The following is a 19,122-nucleotide window of genomic DNA, read 5'->3' on the forward strand; positions in this document are numbered from 1 at the left end:
TCCGCTCCCATACGACCGGGTGCGGGCCGGGAAACACGAAAGCCCCCGCCGGAGCGAGGGCTTTCGTCTACTGTCTCAACCAGTTCTGATGTGTCTGGGACACTGTCGTGTCTTTCACACAGTGCGCCACGAGGGATTCGAACCCCCAACCTTCTGATCCGTAGTCAGATGCTCTATCCGTTGAGCTAGTGGCGCGTGACCCAGCGTTCGTCGCGCGGGCCTGTTAGAGCTTACATGACCGTTTCGCAGACCGCCAATTGGGCCGCCTCCGCCCGGGCTCAGCCGAAGATCTCGTCGAGGAAGCACACCAGCGCGCGCCAGCTGCGGGCGTCGGCCAGCGGCCGGTAGCGGTCGGTGCCAGGGATCGTGAACGCGTGCGGGGCCCCGGAGTAGGTGGTCAGCTGCCAGTCGACGTGCGGCGCCGCGCGCAGCTCGTTCTCGAACGCCACCACGGCCTCGTCCGGGACGACCGGGTCGGAGCCGCCGGTCAGCACCAGCAGGGAGGCCGCGATCGCGGCGGCGTCGGACGGATCGTGTGCGATCAGCCCGCCGTGGAAGGAGACGACGCCGCGAGCCGGGGCGCCGGTGCGGGCGAACTCCAGGGCGGCCGTGCCGCCGAAGCAGTAGCCGATCACGGCCAGCCGTGCCGGGTCGACGGCGGGATGCTGCTGCAGCCAGCTGAAACCCGCCGCGACGCGCGAGCGCAGCAGGGGCAGGTCGCCGTAGTACCGACCAGCGACCTTCGGCGCCTCCTCCCCGCTGGGCCGCACGCCCGCACCGAACAGGTCGGCCGCGAACGCGACGTAACCGCGGCGGGCGAGCATCTGGGCGCGCATGCGCACGTTGTCGCCGACGCCATGCCAGTCGTGGAGGATCAGCACGGCCGGGCGGCGCTCGTCGGCCTGGACGTCCCTCGCGAGGTAGCCCTCGAGCGGGTCGCCCTCGTGCTCGTACTCCACGACCTCCGCGTCGATCACGGAGTGCTCGCCGATCGGCACCTGCTCGAGGAGGGCCTGGTGGGCAGGGGAAAGTGCAGGCGACGGGTTCTCGATCGTCACGGGTAAGGCTCCAGCGTGTCTCGCGGCGCGCGCGACGGGTGTCGCGCGCGGCCTGGCCTGCTGCAGCTGGATCGCGGAATGCGCGCGGGCGCCCGGAGGGTGCGGGTTCGGGTTCCCACGTCGTTCACGATACCTCCCCTCCCTTCCGCTCGCGACGGTCGTACGATGGGCGCATGTCCACCGAGTTCAGCAACGAGACCGACGCGAACCGCTACGCGATGCGGATCGGCGGCGAACTCGTCGGCATCCTCGACTACAGCATCCTGGGCGGATCGATCTCGCTGACCCGCGCGTTCACCGTGCCGGCTCACCGCGGCAAGGGGTACGCCGCCGACCTGGTGGCGTACGCCGTCGACGACATCGAGCGCACCTCCGATCGCAGGATCGTGCCGATGTGCTGGTACGTCGCGGACTGGTTCGAGGCCCATCCGGAGCGCGCCGGCCTCCTCCAGCGCCGAGCCGGCTGAGCAGCCATGGCACGTCGGGGGTCCGCGTCAATCGAGCGCTCCGCCGTGCGCGTGGTGCGCTTCGGCGACCCGTCCGCGGTGGTCATCGCGCAGGAGACGCTGCGGCCGCCACGCGGCAACGAGGTGGTCGTGCGGGTCACCCACGCGTCGCTCACCTCGACGGATGTGCTGGCCCGGCGCGGCGGCTACCTGATCCAGCCGGTCCCGGGATTCGTGCCGGGATACGACTTCGTCGGCGTGCTGGAGACGGAGTCGGCGGTGTCGGTGGCGCTCGGCCTCCGTATCGGCGCGCGCGTGGCCGGCGTGCTGCCGCGGATGGGGTCGCACGCGACGCGGCTGGTGGTGTCGCCCACGTTCCTCGTCGCGGTTCCCGCTGCGCTCAGCTCAGAGGCGGCCGCGACCGTGCCGCTCAACGCGGTGACCGCTGCGGTCGCCCTCCAGTACGCCGGGCCGGCCCGGACCGTTCTCGTTCAGGGAGTCAGCGGCGCGGTCGGCGTGCTCGTCGCGCAGCTCGCGCTCCGCGACGGCCGCCGCGTGGTCGGCACCGGGTCGACTCCCCCTCCGGGGTTCAGCGACCTGTCCGCGGAGGTCCCGCTCGCGGACTATCGCGACCCCGACTGGCCAGCGCGCGTCCGCGAACTGGCGGGCGGCGGCGTGGAGGCCGCGATCGACCACACCGGATCGCCGCGCGTGCGCGAGGCGGTCGCCGCGAACGGAGTCGTCGTGCACACGGCGTTCGCCGGCCGCGCGGGGCACGAGCGCGAGGACACGGTGCGCGGGTCGGCAACCGCCGTGCTGCACCGTCGCGGCCACCCGCGCGAGGTGGTCTGCGCTGTGCCGTTCTGGGTGCTGAGGAACCGGCCGGCCTACCGCAACATGCTCGCCGGGCTCCTCGCGGATGCGGCAGCCGGAACACTGCGGCCGTTCGAGCCCCAGGTGGTCCCGTTCGACTCGGTGTGGGAGGCGCATCGCCTCGCGGACCAGCGCCCGGCGGGCCGCACGATCGTGCTGGCGATGCCCTGATGTCGGAGTAGGCGGACGGCGTCGGAGTAGGCGGACGGGCCGCCGGCCGTTGTCGCCAGGCGCGGCCCGTCCACCGAGTGAGACGGCGCGACGCTCGACGCGTAACGCCTCCCCCTCCTGAAGACAGGATCCTTCCCCACGCGCCGCACGGGTGCGCACGCGGACGGCGTGTTGGGACGCCGTCAGTCGACGTCGTACGTGAGGTGCGTCGCGTTCGGCGTGACCACGACCTCCCGTTGCGTCAGCGTGCGCCGCGGGGCGTCCACGAACAGCGGCGTCCCCGCCCCGAGGATGACCGGCGAGAGGTGGAGGATGAGCGTGTCCACGAGGCCGGACGCGACGGCCGACGCGACGAGCGCGCCACCGCCCATCACCACGACGTCGAGGTCGGCGCCCTTCGCCGCCGACTGCGCCTCGGCGCTCTCGCGCGCCGCCGTGATCGCGTCGGCGAGGCCCGTGGTCGCGAACGTCCAGTCGAGCCCGGTCAGCCGCACGTGCTCGGGCGCGGTGCTCGTGACGACGAAGAACGGAGGCGTGCCGACCTCCGTCGCGCCGTAGCCGAGCTCATCGCTCCAGCCGTCGGGCGCGTCGATGACGTCGAAGAGCCTCCGGCCCATGACGACGGCGCCCGAGCGCGCGGTGGCGGCCTCCAGGATGCGCTGGTCACCCGGGTCGCCGGAGAAGACCCACTGGTGCAGGGGCTTCCCTCCGATGCCGAGGCCGTTGCCCGGGCCTGCGTCGGGCCCGGTGACGAAGCCGTCGAGGGAGACGGTGATGTCGGCGATCACTCGCGTCATCGGGCTCACCCCCTCGCCAGCAGCTCGTCGAGCTTCTCGTAGCCCTCGATCATGCCGTACTCCATGCCCTCGGCGACCATGGCCTCCAGGGCCTCCTTCGACGGGAAGACGGAGTGGCCGACCAGCCGGGAGCGGCCTCCGGGGAGCGATTCGAACCGGAGGAGGTCGAGGCTGACCTCGTTCGGCGCGCCCAGGTATTCGAACGTCTGGATGATGAGCTCGTTCTCGACGATGGTGTGGATGACGCCGCGGAACGCGTAGACGGTCCCTTCGGGATCGGTCTGCTCGAAGCCGTAGCCTCCGCCGGTGCGGAAGTCCCAGTGGGTGATCGCGTTGTCGAGACTGCGCGGCCCGATCCACTGCACGTAGAGCTCGGGGTCGGCGTGCGCCCGGAAGACGGCCTCGACCGGGGCCTCGAACTCGCGGGTGATGTCGGCGTACGACGTGCCGGGTACGGCATCGATGACGACGGGGTTGCTCATGATTCCTTCTCCTTCTTCCGTCTGCTCGGTTCTGTTGCGAGGAGGCCGTCGAGCGCCCGGTAGCGCGCCTCGGCCTCCAGCCGGTACCGATCGATCCACGAGGTGAGTCGCTCCAGGGCCGTGGCGTCCAGGTGGACGGGGCGGCGCTGCGCCTCCCGCGTCCGCCAGACCAGGCCGGCGCCCTCGAGGACGCTGATGTGCTTCGACACCGCCTGGAGCGTGATGTCGAACGGCTCGGCCAGTTCGTTGACGGTCGCGGGACCTCGGCTGAGGCGGGCGACGATCGCTCGCCGCACCGGATCCGACAGCGCCGCGAAAGCCCTGTCGAGTGGATCCTGCTCCATGGTCAACCACCTCGTTAATCAATCAGTTGGTTGACTAAAGGATAGAGCGATGCGCCGGGGGCGTCAACCCTCGGCGGATCAGGAGCTCACGGCTGCGTCCTCGATTCCGGGCACCGCAGCGGTGTAGTCGGCGATGCGCTCCAGGTCGTCGGTCGTGGCCGACGCGTGGGCGCCCACGACCACCGCGCGGCCTCCGGAGGCGACAGCGGCCACGAGGCCGGCCTCGGCGTCTTCGAACACGACGCAGCGCTCGATCGGCACCCCGAGCCGTGACGCGGCGAGCAGGTAGCACGACGGGTCGGGCTTGCCGCGCTCGACGTCCTCGGCGGCGACGAGCACCTCGGGGATGCCGACGCCCGCGGCGTTCAGCCGGGCGATCGCCAGCTCGCGCGGGGCGCTCGTCACGATCGCGACCGGGGCGCCGCGCTCTGCGAGCGCCGCCAGCAGCCGCCGCGCGCCCGGCACCTCCACGATGCCGTCGGTGCGAGAGACCTCCTCGGCCAGCAGCCCGGCGACGAGGTCGGCGCGCGTCGAGTCGGTCAGCGCCGGCAGGAAGTGGGCGACCGTGTCGCCCGCCTGCCGGCCGTGCGCGTAAGCCAGGACCACCTGCGGGTCGAGCCCGTGGCGCGAGCAGAACTCCGTCCACACCGCCTCGACGACTGCGTGTGAGTCGACGAGCGTGCCGTCCATGTCGAAGAGGTATCCGCGTGCGCTGCTGTCCATCCGACCAGCCTAGGCGGGTCGGATGACGCGTTCAGCGGCCGTCGGCGCGGGCGTCCTGCGCGGCACGGAGGTCGGCGAGAGCGCGATCGGTCTCGCGGGTCACGCGCCCTCCGCGTGCGGCGATGGCCGCGGGCAGCCAGTCGCTCAGCGCGAACCGGCGCCGGCGTGGAGGGACGACTTCTCCACCACGGGTCTTGACCGGGCGGGCCACCCAGCCGTGTTCGATGCCTTGTGCCCAGGTCGTGTTTGCCATGACCTCCACGTTACGAACGAAAACATTCGGCCACGAGATGGCTTCAGGTCTATCTTCGTAAACATTCGGCCAGTACACTGGGCTGCATGCTGAAGAGCGTTGCCGTACCGATCATCGACGAGTTCGCGATGTTCGAGTTCGGCGTGATCTGCGAGGTGTTCGGGCTCGACCGCAGCTACGCGGGCCTCGAACCGTTCGACTTCCGCGTCTGCTCGGCGAAGCCGGGCGAGCCCATCCGCAACGAGACCGGCGTGAGCATGACGGCGCCCTACGGTCTGGAGGCCATGGACGACGCCGATCTCATCGCGGTTCCCGCCGCGACCATCCGCGACGACTACCCGCAGGAGCTCATCGAGGGTCTGCGCCGCGCCCATGAGCGCGGGGCGATCCTGCTCAGCGTCTGCTCCGGCGCGTTCGTGCTCGGGGCGGCAGGCCTCCTCGACGGCCGCGAGTGCACGACGCACTGGCGTCACGCGGACGCCCTGCAGCGACGGTTCCCGCTGACGCAGGTCAACCCCGACGTGCTGTTCATCGACGACGGCACGATCATCACCAGCGCGGGCACCTCCGCGGGCATCGACGCGTGCCTCCACCTGGTGCGCCGCGAACTCGGCAGCGCCGTCGCCAACACGATCGCGCGCAACATGGTCGTCCCGCCGCAGCGCGACGGCGGCCAGCGCCAGTACATCGAGAAGCCGCTCTCCGACTGCGAAGACGACACCTTCAGCGAGCTGCTCGACCACCTGACGGACACGCTCGACGAGAGCCACACGGTCTCCGGGCTCGCCGCGCGCGCCCACATGTCCACGCGCAGCTTCTCGCGCCGGTTCGTCGCCGAGACCGGTGTCCCTCCCATGCAGTGGCTGACCACGCAGCGCGTGCTGCACGCGCGCCTCCTGCTCGAGACCACCGACCTGCCGGTCGACGAGGTCGCCCGGCGCAGCGGGTTCGGCAGCGCGACCTTGCTGCGGCACCACTTCGACGCCGAAGTGGGCGTGCCGCCCACGCGGTACCGCGCGGCCTTCGCCCAGCGCTGAGTCGTCGCGACCTCCATTTCAGCCACCTCCGCCACCCCGAACCGAACCGAAGGACAGCCATGGCCACGCAGATCCAGTACGACCGCCTCGGAGGCCCGGAGGTGCTCGAGGTCGCAACGGTGCCCGATCCGGTCGCGCCGAGCGACGGCGTCGTGATCGCCGTGCGTGCGGCCGGCGTGAACCCGATCGACGGCAAACTCCGCAGCGGCACCCGGGCGAGCGCGCCCATCACCGAGCCGCGCGTGCCGGGAACCGACGCCGCGGGAGTCGTGCTCTCCGTCGGAGCGGACGTGACCGACTGGGCACCGGGCGACGAGGTGCTGGTGCGGGAGGCGCGCGGCGCGTACACGACCCACCTGGTCGCCCCGGCCTCCCACCTGGTGCGGAAGCCGGCGGCCGTCGGCTGGGAGGAGGCCGCCGCGATCGGCGTCCCCGCCAGCACCGCCCATCAGGCGCTCGTGTCGCTCGGCGTCGGCGCCGGCACGACGCTGCTCATCCACGGCGGCTCCGGCAGCGTCGGACGCGCCGCGATCCAGCTGGCCCGGCGCGCGGGCGCGACCGTGGTGGCGACGGCGTCGCCCGCCAACCACGACCGGCTGCGCGAGCTCGGCGCGCTCCCGGTCGCCTACGGCCCCGGCCTGCTGGAGCGCCTCCGCGAGGCCGCGCCCCAGGGATACGACCGCATCCTCGATGCGATCGGCACCGACGAAGCGCTCGAGGCCTCGTTCGCGCTGGTCGACGACCGGTCGCGCATCGGCACGATCGTGGTCGGACCGCGGGCCGCCGAGCTGGGCATCCTCGCCTGGGGAGGCGGCAACCCGGTGCCCATGACCGCGGACGAACTCCGGCTGCGCGCCGAGGCCTACCCGCTCGTGCTCGACCTGATCACCGCAGGCGCGTTCCAGGTGGATATCGCCCGCAGCTTCCCCTTGATCGAGGCCGCGGAGGCCGCTCGACTGGTCGAGGGAGGCCACCCCGGCGGCAAGGTCGTGCTCACGCCCTAGTGATGCAGAGGCTGCCGGTGGACAACGTGCACGGGCCGGTGCCGCACCCCGGAGTGCCGCTCGTGGGCGGGCACGAGGTCGTCCCCGCGGTAGTGCTTCAGTAGCCTCCAGTTGCGCCGCGCGAGCCGGGCGCACACGACAATCGTCACCACACCGCAGACGATGACCCCCCAGGCCCGCGGGTTCTCGCCCTCGGTGGGGATGAGGAAGAGCAGCGCCATCGTCGCCACCAGGGCGAGCAGCGCGCACACCACCCCGAATCCGACGCCGCGCCACGCCCGGGCGCGCTCCACTCGGTCACCCATGCAGCGCAAGCTACTCCGCGACGACGCTGAACACCAGATGAACGTGCGGTGTCGGAACGGTGGACCGGACGTCAGTCCCTGTACGTCCCGCCGAACCTCGCCCGCCACTCGGCGTACGTGTGATCGTGCCCGAGAGGGCAGTCGCAGCGGATGGAGATGGGCTGTCCCGTCACGACACTGGTGGCACGCTCCACGTGCGCTCCGGGGGTGGTCTCCGATCGTTGCTCGCCCGTCTTCTTCTTCATGTTCTGCTCCTGGTTCGGCCGCGAAAGGTTCGTCGGGTGCACGGCGCGTTCAGCCGTTGTAGCCGCGGCACCCGCCGCAGCGGTCGCAGACCAGCACGAACGCCGGTCTTCCGGCCAGCGTCGTCACGATCGCCGGGCGTGCATCGGAGGTGCCGCACCGCGGACAGACGCCGCGCGGGATCGATATCCGTGTCTCGAGAATGCTCATCGTCGTCGTCCCTTCTCTCTCTGCTGAGGGACACGACACGAGCGGATGAATAACGCCCATGCCGACGCCGCCCAGTATCGGGCCGGCCCGGCGGGTGACGCCGCGGGTGATACGTGTTTTTGCCGAACACGTAGTGCAACACGTAGTCCTACGGGTCCCTGAAATACCGGCATTCGCGAGCCTGTTTCCGCGAGCGGAGGCGGGTGTCGGCAAGTCCTCTCTCGGAATCCCACTCCCGATATCGAGGACGAGCGGCACGACACCAGCCGCGTGGCCCTCCGGGGAAATCATGCTCAGCATCATCACCAGCATCACTCGACTGGACCAGCTCACCGACGAGCAGCTGATCCAGCTCACCCGCGAGGGCGACGACCGGGCTTTCGGCGAGATCTGGCGACGTCACGCCGCCGTCGGCGCATCCATCGCGCGCCGCATCACCACCCGCATCGACGCCGCCGATCTGGTCTCCGAGGCTTTCGCCCGGATGCTCCAAGCCGTGCGCAACGGTGCGGGCCCGAAGACGGCGGTGCGCAGCTACCTCGCCACCACCCTCCGCTCGGTCGCCGCGTCGTGGGGCCGTAGCCTCCACCCCACCGTCGACATCGACGAGGCGCCGGAGGTCGGCTTCACCGACGACCGCTTCGACGCGCTCGACGAGAGAGACCGTCACGAGGCGGCCGTCGCGGCCTTCAAGTCCCTCCCGGAGCGCTGGCAGCGCGCGCTCTGGTACTCCGAGGTGGAGGGGCGCTCGAACGCAGAGATCGGCGAGCTCCTGCACATCAAGACGACCGCCGCGGCGATGCTCGCCTCCCGGGCGCGTGCGGGCCTGCGCAAGGCCTGGTACGCCGGCGAAGCCGCCTGATGCCGCGACGATCGATGCTCAGCCGACACGAGGCAGCACGGGCCTGGCGGGTGGTCGGGCCGCCTGCCACGATGTCACCATGGCCATCACTTTCCTGCAACCGGCCGGACTCGTGCGCAGCCCCGCCTTCAGTCACGTCGCCGTCGTTCCCGCCGGCGCCACCACCGTCTACCTCGGCGGTCAGAACGGCGTCGATGAGACCGGGGCGCTCGTCGCTCCCGATGTCGGCGCGCAAGCCTCGCGAGCGCTCGACAACGCGGAGGTCGCGCTGACTGCGGCCGGCGCCTCCCTCGACGACGTGGTGCAGTGGTTCGTCGCCATCGACGACACGGCCGATCTCGGCGCCGCCTACGGAGCCATCGGTCCGCGACTCGCGCGGGAGGGTGCCCCGCCGTTGGTCACGGCCTCGCGCGTCTCCGGGCTCGGGGTGCCGGGGGCGCTCATCGAGATCAGCGCCATCGCGGCCGTCCTGGCCTGAACGGCAGCACCCTCCCTGACATGCGAAGTCCCCGCCCACGTGGACGGGGACGGGGACCTCACCGGGTCGTCTCAGTGCTTGAAGGCGTCCTTCACCTTCTCGCCGGCGTTCTTGAGGTCGGCTTTCACCTGATCGCCCTTGCCTTCGGCTTCGAGGCGCTCGTTGCCCGTGGCCTTGCCCGCGCCTTCCTTGGCCTTGCCACCGGCGTTCTCAGCGGCGTTCTCGATCTTGTCGTCGAGTCCCATAATTCTCCCCTTTCGTCTGCGTAGACCCGACGCTCCCACCCTCCGAGGAGGTCGTCCAGGCTGCACGCACCGGCTGAGAATTCAATCCCCCAACAGTTTCGGCGCACTCCGGGTTATCCACCGGAATGTCCACCCCCTTCCTGGCGAGGCCGCCTCGCGAAAGAATCCACGGTGTGAGCAACGACGTACCGACAAGCACCTACCGCCTCCAGATCACACCCGACTTCACTCTGCGGGATGCCGCGCAGACACTCGACTACCTCCAGCGTCTCGGCGTCGGCGCGGTCTACCTCTCGCCGCTCCTCCAGGCCGCATCCGGGTCGGCGCACGGCTACGACGTCGTCGATCCGACCCGTGTGGACGAGTCGCGCGGCGGGCCCGAGGCCCTCCGCGAGTTCGCGGACGCTGCTCACGCTCGCGGCCTCGACGTCGTCATCGACATCGTGCCCAACCACCTCGGCGTCGCGGTGCCGCACGAGAACCCGTGGTGGTGGGACGTCCTGCGACTCGGCCGCGACTCCGCCTACGCGGAGTTCTTCGACATCGACTGGGACTTCGGGGGTGGCCGGCTTCGCATCCCGGTGCTCGGGGACGGCCCGGACGAACTCTCGGAGCTCCGCGTCCACGGCGGTGAGCTGCACTACTACGAGCACCGCTTTCCGCTGGCTCCCGGCACGGAGGACGGCGAAGCGTCGGCCGTGCACGACCGGCAACACTACGAGTTGATCTCCTGGCGGCGCGCCGACGCCGAGCTGAACTACCGCCGGTTCTTCGCGGTCAACACCCTCGCGGGGCTGCGTGTCGAAGTCCCGCGTGTCTTCGACGCGACTCACGCCGAGATCGCCCGCTGGGTGCGCGAAGGGCTCGTCGACGGGCTGCGCGTCGACCACCCCGACGGTCTGCGCGACCCCGGCGACTACCTCGAGCGGCTCGCGCAGGTCGCCGGCACGCGCCCGGTGTGGGTCGAGAAGATCCTCGAGGGCGACGAGCGGATCCCGGAGTGGCCGATCGCGGGCACCACCGGGTATGACGCCCTCGGCGTCGTGGACCGGGTGTTCGTCGACCCGGCGGGAGAGGAACCGCTGACCGCGCTCGCTGAGGAGCACGACGGGCGCGAAGAGAGCCGCGACTGGACCGGGCTGGTGCACCGGCGCAAGCGGGCCGTCGCCGACGGCATCCTGCGCTCCGAGGTGCTGCGGGTCGCGCGAGAGGCCGGCGCGGAGGCGTCCGGTGACGATGCCGCGGACCACGAGGTGGTCGCCGACGCCGTCGCCGAGCTCGCAGCGGCGTTCCCCGTGTACCGTAGCTACCTCCCCTTCGGCGAAGAGCACGTGAGGGCGGCGCAGGAGGCCGCGGCCGCCGCGCGCCCCGACCTCGCGGAGGCGGTGACTGCTCTCGTCGACGGGTTCCTCCCCCACGACGACGGGCGGATCACCGCGGCGTCCGCGCGCTTCCAGCAGACGAGCGGCGCGATCATGGCGAAGGGCGTGGAGGACAACGCCTTCTACCGATACACGCGATTGACCTCCCTCACCGAGGTGGGCGGCGATCCGTCCGAGTTCGCACTCTCAGTCGCCGACTTCCACCGGCTCCAGGAGCAACGCCTCGCGGACCTCCCGCGATCGCTCACGACGCTGAGCACCCACGACACCAAGCGCAGCGAGGACACCCGCGCGCGCATCGCGGTGCTGGCGGAGGTGGCGGAGCGCTGGGCGCGGTTCATCGATGCCGTGCGCGAGCGCGTCGGCCTCGGCGACGGCACTCTCGAGAACCTGCTCTGGCAGTCGATCGTCGGGGCGTGGCCGGCGTCGCGCGAGCGGCTGCACGCCTACGCGATCAAAGCGGCGCGCGAGGCCGGAGCCGGAACCAGCTGGACCGACCCCGACGCGGTGTTCGAGGGTGCCCTCGCCGACCTGGTCGACGCCGTGTTCGACGATGCCAGGGTCGCCGCCGAGGTGGAGGCGATGGCCGCGATCGTGGCGGCTCCGGGCGCGAGCAACGGCCTCGGCGCCAAGCTGCTGCAGCTGCTGGCGCCGGGCGTTCCCGACGTCTACCAAGGCTCCGAACGCTGGGAGCGCTCGCTCGTCGACCCCGACAACCGCCGACCGGTCGAATTCGACGTGGCGAGCGGCCTGCTCGCGCACCTCGACGAAGGGCGCCTGCCCGCGATCGACTCGTCCGGCTCGGCGAAGCTGCTGGTGACCTCCCGCGCTCTGCGCCTGCGGCGCGACCGCCCCGAGCTGTTCACCGGCTACCGGCCGTTACTCGCGAGCGGGCCGCGAGCGGGCCATCTGGTGGCGTTCGACCGGGGAGGGGCGGTCGCGCTCGCGACGCGGCTCCCGGTGGGGCTGGCGCGATCAGGAGGCTGGGCGGACACGGAGGTGGACGTCGGGCCGCAGCCGCTCCGCGACGAACTGACCGGACGCACGGTCAGCGGCCGGGTCCTCCTGGCGCAGCTCTTCGACCGGTATCCGGTCGCTCTGCTGGCGGTGGCCCGATGACGGCGGCAAGGCGCGATCAGTCCCCGAGCGGGGATCCGGCCCGCGCTTTTCCGGCCCGAACTTTTCCGGTCTGGGCGCCCGAAGCCGAGTCCGTGTCGGTCGAGGTGGCCGGCCATGGGCGGCATCCGCTGCAGCGCGTCGAAGGCGGCTGGTGGCGCCTCGCGCACGCTCTCGACGCCGGCCCGGAGGCCCTCGACTACGGCTTCGTCGTCGATGGCGCCGGCCCGTACCCCGACCCGCGCTCGCTGCGCCAGCCCGACGGCGTGCACGCGCTGAGCCGCGAGTGGAACCCGTCCGATCACCGATGGAGCGACGACGGGTGGCGTTCCGACTCGCTCACCGGGCGGGTGATCTACGAACTGCACATCGGCACCTTCACACCGGAGGGAACCCTCGATGCCGCGGCCGATCGGCTCGACCATCTCGTGGACCTCGGCGTCGACGCCGTCGAACTGCTGCCGGTCAACGCGTTCAACGGCCCGCACGGGTGGGGCTACGACGGCGTGCTCTGGTTCGCCGTGCACGAACCGTACGGCGGCCCCGATGCCTACCAGCGATTCGTGGACGCGTGTCACGCCCGCGGTGTCGCGGTGATCCAGGACGTCGTCTACAACCACCTCGGCCCGAGCGGCAACTACCTCCCCAAGTACGGTCCTTACCTGAGCGATGGACGCAACACCTGGGGCGCATCCGTCAATCTCGACGGACCGCAGTCGGACGAGGTTCGTCGCCTGATCCTCGACGATGCGGCGTTCTGGCTCGACGACATGCACGTCGACGGGCTGCGGCTCGACGCCGTGCACGCACTGCACGACAGCAGCGCCGAGCACATCCTCGAAGCCCTGGCACGGCAGGCGGCGGGGATCCGGGAGCACACCGGGCGCGCCGCGACGCTCATCGCCGAGAGCGATCTCAACGACCCGCGCCTGATCCGCGACCGCCACAGGCACGGGTACGGGCTCGACGCCCAATGGGACGACGACGTGCACCACGCGGTGCACGTCAACCTCACCGGCGAGACCAGTGGCTACTACGCCGACTTCGAGGGGGCGGACTCCCTCGTGAAGGTCTTCGAGCGCGGGTTCTTCCACGACGGGAGCTACTCCAGCTTCCGCGAGCGCCACCACGGCCGGCCGCTCGACTCCGAGATCCCGCTCACCCGGCTGGTCGCGTTCAGCCAGGATCACGACCAGATCGGCAACCGGGCGATCGGCGACCGCCTCACGGCGACGCTCGACGAAGGGGCGCTCGCCGTCGCGGCGGCGCTCGTCCTGCTCGGCCCCTTCACGCCGATGCTCTTCATGGGCGAGGAGTGGGGCGCGACCACGCCGTGGCCGTTCTTCAGCTCGCACACGGAGCCCGAGCTCGCGGAGGCAACCCGCACCGGCCGCATCGCCGAGTTCGCGCGCATGGGCTGGGACCCGTCCGTGGTCCCCGACCCTCAAGACCCGGCCACGTTCGACAGCGCCCGGTTGCGCTGGTCGGAACTCGACGAGCCCCGCCACGCCCGGCTGCTCTCGTGGTACCGCCGGCTGATCGAGCTGCGTCGGGAGGCGCCGGCCGACGCCCGGGCGACCGCGGTGTCGTGCGTCGACGGCGTGTTCCGGTTCGCACGCGGGTGGCTGCGGGTGGAGGCCGCGCTCAGCGGTCAGCGGCTCGCTGCCGCTGCGCGTCCCGGGGGCGACGTGGTCGCCGCGTTCGGCGACGCCGTCCGCGTCATCCGATGACGGGCACGCTCGCGCCTAGCTGTTCCGGGACGCCTAGCCGGCCAGCCACAGCAGAGCTCCGGCACCGAGTCCCGCCAGCACGCAGAGCGCCACGGCCGTCAGCTGGATGCGCGGGAACATCACCGCGACGGCGGCGAACTCCCGCAGTGTCGCCGACGGGACGAAGTAGCGCGCCGTCTTCGCACCCGTCGCCGCGGCCGCCAGCCCCACGCGACGAGCAAGCATCGCGGCGCGCAGCACGTGATAGTCGCTGGTGACGATCAGGACGCGCGAGCCCGGTCGGTGCGCCTCCGCGATCTCGCCCGAGAGCAGGAGATTCTGCTCGGTGTTCACAGCCTCCGTCTCGGGGAGCACCCGGTCGGCCGGAACACCCGTGTCGCGGAGGTACTCGGCCATCGCCTCGCCTTCAGCACGGGGCTCGTCGCCGCCGCGACCGCCGCTCGGGATCAGGACGCAGTCGTCGCCGCGCACGCGCCGCGCGGAGAAGAGCGCGGCCCCGCGGTCGAGCCGCGAGCCCAGCAATGGCGGCACGCGACCGTCGATGAGGCCCGCGCCCAGCACGACGACGGCGTCGTAGTCGCCGATGCGGGCCCGTCGGTAGGCCACGCCATAAACCAGGAAGAGCACGAAGAAAGCGGCGACATACGTCGACCCGAGATCGACGGCGACGACGAAGGCGACGAGGAGGGCCCGCAGGACGATCTGATCGTCTCGCGCCGAGAGCATCGCCGTCAGCGCGAGGAAGGTCGCGACCGGCACCGCGAGAAGAACAACCCCCGCGATCAGCGAGAGCCCGTTCGCCAGGCTCCTGCTCTCGGTCCGCAGCATCCGGACCCCGTTGGCGATCAGGAAGGCCGCCAGCACCAGGATCAGGAGCGGGAGCAGCGCCAGCGGGATCGCGAAGACCAGGTAGACCGGGAGCGTCCCCTCCAGCCCGACCAGCAGCGACTCGATCGCGAAGTACCCGCCGATCGCGGCGACGACCCCGATGCTGAGGCGCCGGTTGTCCGCCCGCCACATGCGCACCGCGAGCCCGATGAAGACGAGCGCAGCAGGCACGGTGAGGAGCAGAGACATCAAGGCACCCTAACGCAGCCGCACCCTAACGCAGCCGCGGATAGCGGGACGCCCGTTGTCTGTCAACCGCTTCCCGGCCCGCCCCGCTCCCGGATAGCCTGACGGTCTACCGATCGGAGGCCCCGTGCCCCAGTTCTGCCCCCTGCGCCGCGACCACACCCCACTGCCGCGGAGCAGCCGGTGAGCGGCGACGGGTCGCTCCCGTATCCACTCGGCCTCACCCTGGTCGAGGGTGGCGCCAACGTCGCCGTCTACAGCGAGAACGCCGACGCGGTCTTCGTCTCCCTCTTCGACACGCGCGGACGCGAGACGCGCACCGAGTTGCGGCAGCGCACCGGGCATGTCTTCCACGGCTTCGTCGCCGGGCTGGTCCCCGGCACCCGCTACGCCCTCCGCGTCAACGGCCCCTGGGACCCGGCGAACGGCCTGCGGTTCTCCCCCGCCAAGGTGCTGCTGCCTCCGCACACGCGCGCCGTCACGGGATCGTGGGACAACACGCAAGCCGTCTTCGGCCACCAGCTCGGCCGCCCACGACGACGCAGCGACACCAACGGAGCGCGCCACGTCGCCCTCGGCGTCGCCGTCGATCGCCAGGAGTTCGACTGGGGCGACCACGAGCGGCCGCGCATCCCGCTGAGCGAGACCGTCATCTACGAAACGCACGTCAAAGGCTTCACCAAGCTCATGGAGTGGGTGCCGGAGGAGTTCCGCGGCACGTACGCCGGCCTGGCGCACCCCGCCGCGGTCGAGTACCTCAAGAACCTCGGCGTCACCGCCGTCGAGCTGCTGCCCGTGCACCAGTTCGTGCAAGACGCGCACCTGCTCGAGAAGGGCCTCCGCAACTACTGGGGGTACAACTCGATCGGGTTCTTCGCTCCGCACAACGAGTACGCGGCCACGGGAGACACCGGTCACCAGGTCGACGAGTTCAAGGGGATGGTGAAGGCCCTGCACGCCGCAGGTCTGGAGGTCATCCTCGATGTGGTCTACAACCACACCGCCGAGGGCAACGACTTCGGCCCGACCTACAGCTTCAAGGGCATCGACAACCCCTCGTACTACCGCCTCGTCGACGGCGACCGCGCCCATTACTTCGACACGACCGGAACCGGCAACAGCGTCAACGTCAGCCACCCGGCCGCCCTGCAGTTGATCATGGACTCGCTGCGTTACTGGGTCGAGGACTACCACATCGACGGTTTCCGGTTCGATCTCGCCACCACGCTGACCCGTCAGGGCGGCGACGCGAGCCTCCACAGCGCGTTCCTCACCCTCATCCAGCAGGACCCGACGCTCGCGCAGGTCAAGCTGATCGCCGAGCCCTGGGATGTCGCCGGCTATCAGCTGGGTGGCTTCCCCGCCGACTGGTCGGAGTGGAACGGGACGTTCCGCGACGACGTACGCGACTACTGGCGGGGCACTCCCGGCGTTCTCGGCAGCCTCTCGCAGCGCGTGCTCGGCAGCCCCGACATCTACGAGGACTCGCGCCGCGCCCCGCTCTCGAGCGTCAACTTCGTCACCGCGCATGACGGTTTCACGCTCGCCGACCTCACCAGCTACACCGAGAAGCACAACGAGGCCAACGGCGAGGACAACCGCGACGGGGAGTCCGACAACCGCTCCGACAACTACGGCGTGGAGGGCCCGACAGACGACGAGGGGATCCTCGCCTTCCGCACCCGGCAACGCAAGAACTTCCTGGCCACCGTGCTGCTGTCGGCCGGCGTCCCGATGATCCTCGGCGGCGACGAGATCGGCCGCACCCAGCAGGGCAACAACAACGCCTACTGCCAGGACAACGAGATCTCCTGGTACGACTGGCAGAACGCCGACTGGGAACTGCACGAGTTCACGTCGAAGCTCATCCGCCTGCGCCGGGCCGAACCGGCGCTGCGGCCCGAGTGGTATCGGCACGCTCCCGACGTCGGCGGCCCCGACACCGTGCTGATCGTGCGCGCGGATGGGGAGCCGTTCGCCGACGCCGACTGGTCCGACCTCGAGGCGCGCTCCATCGCGTTCGTGCTCATGCACGAGGGCGCCGACTCGTTCCTCCTGCTGCTGAACGCGGCCAGGAACGGCGTCGAGTTCGTCCTCCCGGACCCGCCAGGTGAGCACTGGGAGCTCGAGCTGAGCAGCGATCCCCACGTCGCGCTCAACGACGGCGAGAGCGTGATCGTCGGCGAGAGCGCCTTCGCGCTGTTCCGATCGGCAGTGCCGTCGTAGGCGAGCCCGGCTAGGGTCTCAAACCTCGCCGGCGAGCGTCGCGGCGATGCGGGAGGGCACGGTCTCGTCCTGGAGCGACGTGGTGTCGCCGAGCGGCCTGCCGTCGAACAGGTCGACGAGCAGGCGGCGCATGATCTTGCCCGACCGCGTCTTCGGGAGGTCGTCGACGATCACGATGTGGCGCGGCTTCGCGATGGCGCCGATGGCCCGCGCGACCTGATCGCGCAGCTCGCCAGCCTCCGGCGCGCGACCCGGCGCGCGAGCCGCGTCACCGGCGGGGATGACGAAAGCGGCGACCGCCTGCCCTGTCGTGGCGTCGCCCACCCCGACCACGGCGGCCTCCGCCACCGACGGATGCGCCACCAGGGCCGACTCGATCTCGATCGTCGAGAGGCGGTGCCCTGACACGTTGATGACGTCGTCGAGCCTCCCGAGCAGCCAGAGGTAGCCGTCGTCGTCGATCGCAGCGCCGTCGCCCGCGAAGAAGTAGCCGCGGTCGGCGAACGGCCGCCAGTACGAGTCGCGGTAGCGCTCCGGGTCGCCCCAGACCGTGCGCGACATCGCCGGCCAGGTGCCGTCGATGACGATGGACCCGCCCGACCCGCGCGGCACGTCCTCCCCGTGCTCGTCGACGACGCGCACCGTCACCCCCGGCACGGCCACCGTCGCCGAGCCCGGCTTCAACGCGGTCACCCCGGGCAGCGGCGCCACAATGGCCGCGCCCGACTCCGACTGCCACCAGGTGTCGACCACGGGAGCCCGCCCGGCGCCGAGCTGGTCGCGGAACCACACCCACACCTCCGGGTTGATCGCCTCCCCCACGGTGCCGAGCAACCGGATGCTGGAGAGGTCCCAGTCGCCGGCCGCCGCCAATCCCTCCGGGAACCAGCTCATGAAGGTGCGGATGAGCGTCGGGGCCGTGTAGTAGGTGGTCACCCCGTAGCGCTCGATGATCTCGAAGTGCCTGCCGCTGGAGGGCGTGTTCGGGGTGCCCTCGTAGATGACGGAGGTCGTGCCGTTGGCGAGCGGGCCGTACAGCACGTAGGTGTGCGCGGTCACCCACGCGAGGTCGGCGGTGCACCAATAGACGTCGTCCGGCTTGGCGTCGAAGAGCGCCCAGTGACTCCACGCGGCCTGGGTGAGGTAGCCGCCCGTGGTGTGGACGACGCCCTTCGGCCTCCCCGTCGTGCCGGACGTGTAGATGATGAACAGCGGGGTCTCGGCGTCGAAGAACTCCGGCTCGTGCGTGCTCGCGGCGGTGTCGACGACATCGTGCCACCAGACGTCGCGGCCCGGCGTCCACGGGATGTCGGGCGTCAACTCGCCGGTGCGGCGCACGACGAGCACGTGCTCGATCGCGTTGTCGCCCGCGACGGCGGCGTCGGCCTGCGCCTTCACCGGCACCGCCGCACCGCGCCGGAACTGGCCGTCGGAAGTGACCAGCAGCTTCGCGCCGGTGTCCTCCACCCGGAACCGCAGGGCTGCCGCCGAGAACCCGCCGAACACGAGCGAGTGGATGGCGCCGACGCGCGCGATCGCGAGCGTGATGACGACCGTCTCCGGGAGGACGGGGAGGTAGACGACGACGCGGTCGCCCTTCCCGACGCCGAGCGCGGTGAGCGCGTTCGCCGCGCGGGCCACGCGACGCTGGAGGTCGGCGTAGGTGATCGTCTCCCGGTCGCCCGGCTCGCCCTCGAAGTGCAGCGCGACGCGATCGCCGTCACCGGCGGCGACGTGGCGGTCGACGCAGTTGACCGCGGCGTTCAGACGCCCGCCGGCGAACCACTCGGCGCGCGGGATGCTGAGCTCGCCGTCGTCGCCCGGCGATGCGGGCTCCCACGTGTGGGCGGAGTGCCACGGCTCCGCCCAGTCGAGCCGGGCCGCCTGCCGCTCCCAGAACGCGACGGCGTCGGCGGCCTCGCCGAACACCTCCGGCCCCACGTTCGCCTGCGCGGCGAACTCCGGGCTCGGCTCGTAGCGTCGGGTCTCGCGGCCCAGATTCTCGATCGCGCTGCTCACCCCACGACGCTACCGGCGCCGCGGCGCGCGCCCGCCGCCTCCCG

General features: G+C 71.2%; 21 protein-coding genes and 1 tRNA gene. 9 read left to right on the forward strand and 13 right to left on the reverse strand.

Features of this window, described 5'->3' with window-relative positions:
* Positions 1-122 precede the first annotated feature (122 nt).
* Together ASF88_RS15680 and ASF88_RS15685 are read right to left on the reverse strand one after the other, a co-directional pair.
* Positions 123-195: transfer RNA gene (locus tag ASF88_RS15680), tRNA-Arg, on the reverse strand.
* Between the two features lie 83 nt (positions 196-278).
* Positions 279-1,058, reverse strand: a complete 780-nt coding sequence (locus ASF88_RS15685; RefSeq protein ID WP_055920827.1) for a dienelactone hydrolase family protein — start codon at positions 1,056-1,058, stop codon at positions 279-281.
* Between the two features lie 173 nt (positions 1,059-1,231).
* Here ASF88_RS15685 and ASF88_RS15690 point away from each other — a divergent pair, with 173 nt between their 5' ends.
* Positions 1,232-1,525, forward strand: coding sequence for a GNAT family N-acetyltransferase (locus ASF88_RS15690; RefSeq protein WP_055920830.1), 294 nt, complete (start codon positions 1,232-1,234; stop codon positions 1,523-1,525).
* Between the two features lie 6 nt (positions 1,526-1,531).
* Positions 1,532-2,548: a quinone oxidoreductase family protein gene (locus ASF88_RS15695; RefSeq protein ID WP_235493510.1), complete on the forward strand. Its 1,017-nt coding sequence runs from the start codon at positions 1,532-1,534 to the stop codon at positions 2,546-2,548.
* 182 nt (positions 2,549-2,730) lie between these two features.
* Here ASF88_RS15695 and ASF88_RS15700 read toward each other — a convergent pair whose 3' ends face one another.
* The 5 genes from ASF88_RS15700 to ASF88_RS15720 form a co-directional block, all read right to left on the reverse strand.
* Complete coding sequence (locus tag ASF88_RS15700) at positions 2,731-3,345, reverse strand: dihydrofolate reductase family protein (RefSeq protein WP_055920833.1); 615 nt, start codon at positions 3,343-3,345, stop codon at positions 2,731-2,733.
* 5 nt (positions 3,346-3,350) lie between these two features.
* Positions 3,351-3,827: an SRPBCC family protein gene (locus ASF88_RS15705; RefSeq protein WP_055920836.1), complete on the reverse strand. Its 477-nt coding sequence runs from the start codon at positions 3,825-3,827 to the stop codon at positions 3,351-3,353.
* Positions 3,824-4,171: an ArsR/SmtB family transcription factor gene (locus ASF88_RS15710; RefSeq protein WP_055920839.1), complete on the reverse strand. Its 348-nt coding sequence runs from the start codon at positions 4,169-4,171 to the stop codon at positions 3,824-3,826. The genes ASF88_RS15705 and ASF88_RS15710 overlap by 4 nt, the downstream gene beginning before the upstream one ends.
* Positions 4,172-4,249: 78 nt before the next feature.
* Positions 4,250-4,894 (reverse strand): HAD-IA family hydrolase, encoded by a 645-nt coding sequence (locus ASF88_RS15715; RefSeq protein ID WP_055920842.1) that lies wholly within the window; start codon positions 4,892-4,894, stop codon positions 4,250-4,252.
* Positions 4,895-4,925: 31 nt separating this feature from the next.
* Entirely contained in the window at positions 4,926-5,147 is a 222-nt protein-coding gene (locus ASF88_RS15720; protein WP_235493511.1) for a hypothetical protein, read from the reverse strand.
* A gap of 86 nt (positions 5,148-5,233) precedes the next feature.
* On the opposite strand from ASF88_RS15720, the gene ASF88_RS15725 reads away from it, so the two are divergent.
* On the forward strand, positions 5,234-6,184 hold the full coding sequence (locus ASF88_RS15725) for a helix-turn-helix domain-containing protein (protein WP_055920848.1): 951 nt from the start codon (positions 5,234-5,236) through the stop codon (positions 6,182-6,184).
* Positions 6,185-6,243: 59 nt separating this feature from the next.
* Positions 6,244-7,188, forward strand: a complete 945-nt coding sequence (locus tag ASF88_RS15730; RefSeq protein WP_055920850.1) for an NADP-dependent oxidoreductase — start codon at positions 6,244-6,246, stop codon at positions 7,186-7,188.
* On the opposite strand, the gene ASF88_RS15735 is transcribed toward ASF88_RS15730, so the two are convergent.
* From ASF88_RS15735 to ASF88_RS21005, 3 genes are all read right to left on the reverse strand, one after another.
* Entirely contained in the window at positions 7,185-7,493 is a 309-nt protein-coding gene (locus ASF88_RS15735; protein WP_055920854.1) for a hypothetical protein, read from the reverse strand. The two genes, ASF88_RS15730 and ASF88_RS15735, sit on opposite strands and share 4 nt — an antisense overlap.
* 71 nt (positions 7,494-7,564) lie before the next feature.
* Positions 7,565-7,738, reverse strand: a complete 174-nt coding sequence (locus ASF88_RS20500) for a hypothetical protein (protein WP_157498400.1) — start codon at positions 7,736-7,738, stop codon at positions 7,565-7,567.
* Between the two features lie 49 nt (positions 7,739-7,787).
* Positions 7,788-7,946 (reverse strand): hypothetical protein, encoded by a 159-nt coding sequence (locus ASF88_RS21005; RefSeq protein ID WP_235493512.1) that lies wholly within the window; start codon positions 7,944-7,946, stop codon positions 7,788-7,790.
* Between the two features lie 289 nt (positions 7,947-8,235).
* On the opposite strand from ASF88_RS21005, the gene ASF88_RS15740 reads away from it, so the two are divergent.
* Together ASF88_RS15740 and ASF88_RS15745 are read left to right on the forward strand one after the other, a co-directional pair.
* Positions 8,236-8,808 carry an RNA polymerase sigma factor gene (locus tag ASF88_RS15740; protein ID WP_055920857.1) on the forward strand — a complete coding sequence of 191 codons (573 nt, stop codon included), beginning with the start codon at positions 8,236-8,238 and terminating at the stop codon, positions 8,806-8,808.
* A gap of 79 nt (positions 8,809-8,887) precedes the next feature.
* A complete protein-coding gene (locus ASF88_RS15745) occupies positions 8,888-9,286 on the forward strand; it encodes a RidA family protein (protein ID WP_055920860.1) in 399 nt (132 codons plus the stop codon).
* A 71-nt stretch (positions 9,287-9,357) separates the two neighbouring features.
* Here the strand turns inward: ASF88_RS15745 and ASF88_RS15750 are convergent, their stop codons facing one another.
* Positions 9,358-9,531, reverse strand: a complete 174-nt coding sequence (locus ASF88_RS15750) for a CsbD family protein (RefSeq protein ID WP_055920863.1) — start codon at positions 9,529-9,531, stop codon at positions 9,358-9,360.
* 173 nt (positions 9,532-9,704) lie between these two features.
* On the opposite strand from ASF88_RS15750, the gene treY reads away from it, so the two are divergent.
* Complete coding sequence (gene treY, locus ASF88_RS15755; protein ID WP_055920866.1) at positions 9,705-12,032, forward strand: malto-oligosyltrehalose synthase; 2,328 nt, start codon at positions 9,705-9,707, stop codon at positions 12,030-12,032.
* Positions 12,029-13,759, forward strand: coding sequence for a malto-oligosyltrehalose trehalohydrolase (gene treZ, locus ASF88_RS15760; RefSeq protein WP_055920869.1), 1,731 nt, complete (start codon positions 12,029-12,031; stop codon positions 13,757-13,759). The genes treY and treZ overlap by 4 nt, the downstream gene beginning before the upstream one ends.
* Positions 13,760-13,792: 33 nt before the next feature.
* Here the strand turns inward: treZ and ASF88_RS15765 are convergent, their stop codons facing one another.
* Complete coding sequence (locus ASF88_RS15765; protein ID WP_055920872.1) at positions 13,793-14,836, reverse strand: YdcF family protein; 1,044 nt, start codon at positions 14,834-14,836, stop codon at positions 13,793-13,795.
* Between the two features lie 180 nt (positions 14,837-15,016).
* Between ASF88_RS15765 and glgX the strand changes: the two genes are divergently transcribed.
* Positions 15,017-17,059 carry a glycogen debranching protein GlgX gene (gene glgX / locus ASF88_RS15770; RefSeq protein ID WP_055920876.1) on the forward strand — a complete coding sequence of 681 codons (2,043 nt, stop codon included), beginning with the start codon at positions 15,017-15,019 and terminating at the stop codon, positions 17,057-17,059.
* 18 nt (positions 17,060-17,077) lie between these two features.
* Here the strand turns inward: glgX and acs are convergent, their stop codons facing one another.
* Positions 17,078-19,078, reverse strand: coding sequence for an acetate--CoA ligase (gene acs, locus ASF88_RS15775; RefSeq protein WP_055920879.1), 2,001 nt, complete (start codon positions 19,076-19,078; stop codon positions 17,078-17,080).
* Positions 19,079-19,122 lie beyond the last annotated feature (44 nt).

This window comes from Leifsonia sp. Leaf336 (assembly GCF_001423695.1).
In the GTDB taxonomy this organism is placed as follows: domain Bacteria; phylum Actinomycetota; class Actinomycetes; order Actinomycetales; family Microbacteriaceae; genus Leifsonia.

Coding starts and splice junctions, on each gene's coding strand:
- ASF88_RS15700 (WP_055920833.1), bottom strand. CDS start 3,345: ATGACGCGAGTGATCGCCGACATCACCGTCTCCCTCGACGGCTTCGTC.
- ASF88_RS15725 (WP_055920848.1), top strand. CDS start 5,234: ATGCTGAAGAGCGTTGCCGTACCGATCATCGACGAGTTCGCGATGTTC.
- ASF88_RS15740 (WP_055920857.1), top strand. CDS start 8,236: ATGCTCAGCATCATCACCAGCATCACTCGACTGGACCAGCTCACCGAC.
- ASF88_RS15695 (WP_235493510.1), top strand. CDS start 1,532: ATGGCACGTCGGGGGTCCGCGTCAATCGAGCGCTCCGCCGTGCGCGTG.
- treZ (WP_055920869.1), top strand. CDS start 12,029: ATGACGGCGGCAAGGCGCGATCAGTCCCCGAGCGGGGATCCGGCCCGC.
- ASF88_RS15705 (WP_055920836.1), bottom strand. CDS start 3,827: ATGAGCAACCCCGTCGTCATCGATGCCGTACCCGGCACGTCGTACGCC.
- ASF88_RS15750 (WP_055920863.1), bottom strand. CDS start 9,531: ATGGGACTCGACGACAAGATCGAGAACGCCGCTGAGAACGCCGGTGGC.
- ASF88_RS15720 (WP_235493511.1), bottom strand. CDS start 5,147: ATGGCAAACACGACCTGGGCACAAGGCATCGAACACGGCTGGGTGGCC.
- ASF88_RS15745 (WP_055920860.1), top strand. CDS start 8,888: ATGGCCATCACTTTCCTGCAACCGGCCGGACTCGTGCGCAGCCCCGCC.
- ASF88_RS15690 (WP_055920830.1), top strand. CDS start 1,232: ATGTCCACCGAGTTCAGCAACGAGACCGACGCGAACCGCTACGCGATG.
- ASF88_RS15765 (WP_055920872.1), bottom strand. CDS start 14,836: ATGTCTCTGCTCCTCACCGTGCCTGCTGCGCTCGTCTTCATCGGGCTC.
- ASF88_RS15730 (WP_055920850.1), top strand. CDS start 6,244: ATGGCCACGCAGATCCAGTACGACCGCCTCGGAGGCCCGGAGGTGCTC.
- ASF88_RS20500 (WP_157498400.1), bottom strand. CDS start 7,738: ATGAAGAAGAAGACGGGCGAGCAACGATCGGAGACCACCCCCGGAGCG.
- ASF88_RS21005 (WP_235493512.1), bottom strand. CDS start 7,946: ATGAGCATTCTCGAGACACGGATATCGATCCCGCGCGGCGTCTGTCCG.
- ASF88_RS15710 (WP_055920839.1), bottom strand. CDS start 4,171: ATGGAGCAGGATCCACTCGACAGGGCTTTCGCGGCGCTGTCGGATCCG.
- ASF88_RS15735 (WP_055920854.1), bottom strand. CDS start 7,493: ATGGGTGACCGAGTGGAGCGCGCCCGGGCGTGGCGCGGCGTCGGATTC.
- ASF88_RS15715 (WP_055920842.1), bottom strand. CDS start 4,894: ATGGACAGCAGCGCACGCGGATACCTCTTCGACATGGACGGCACGCTC.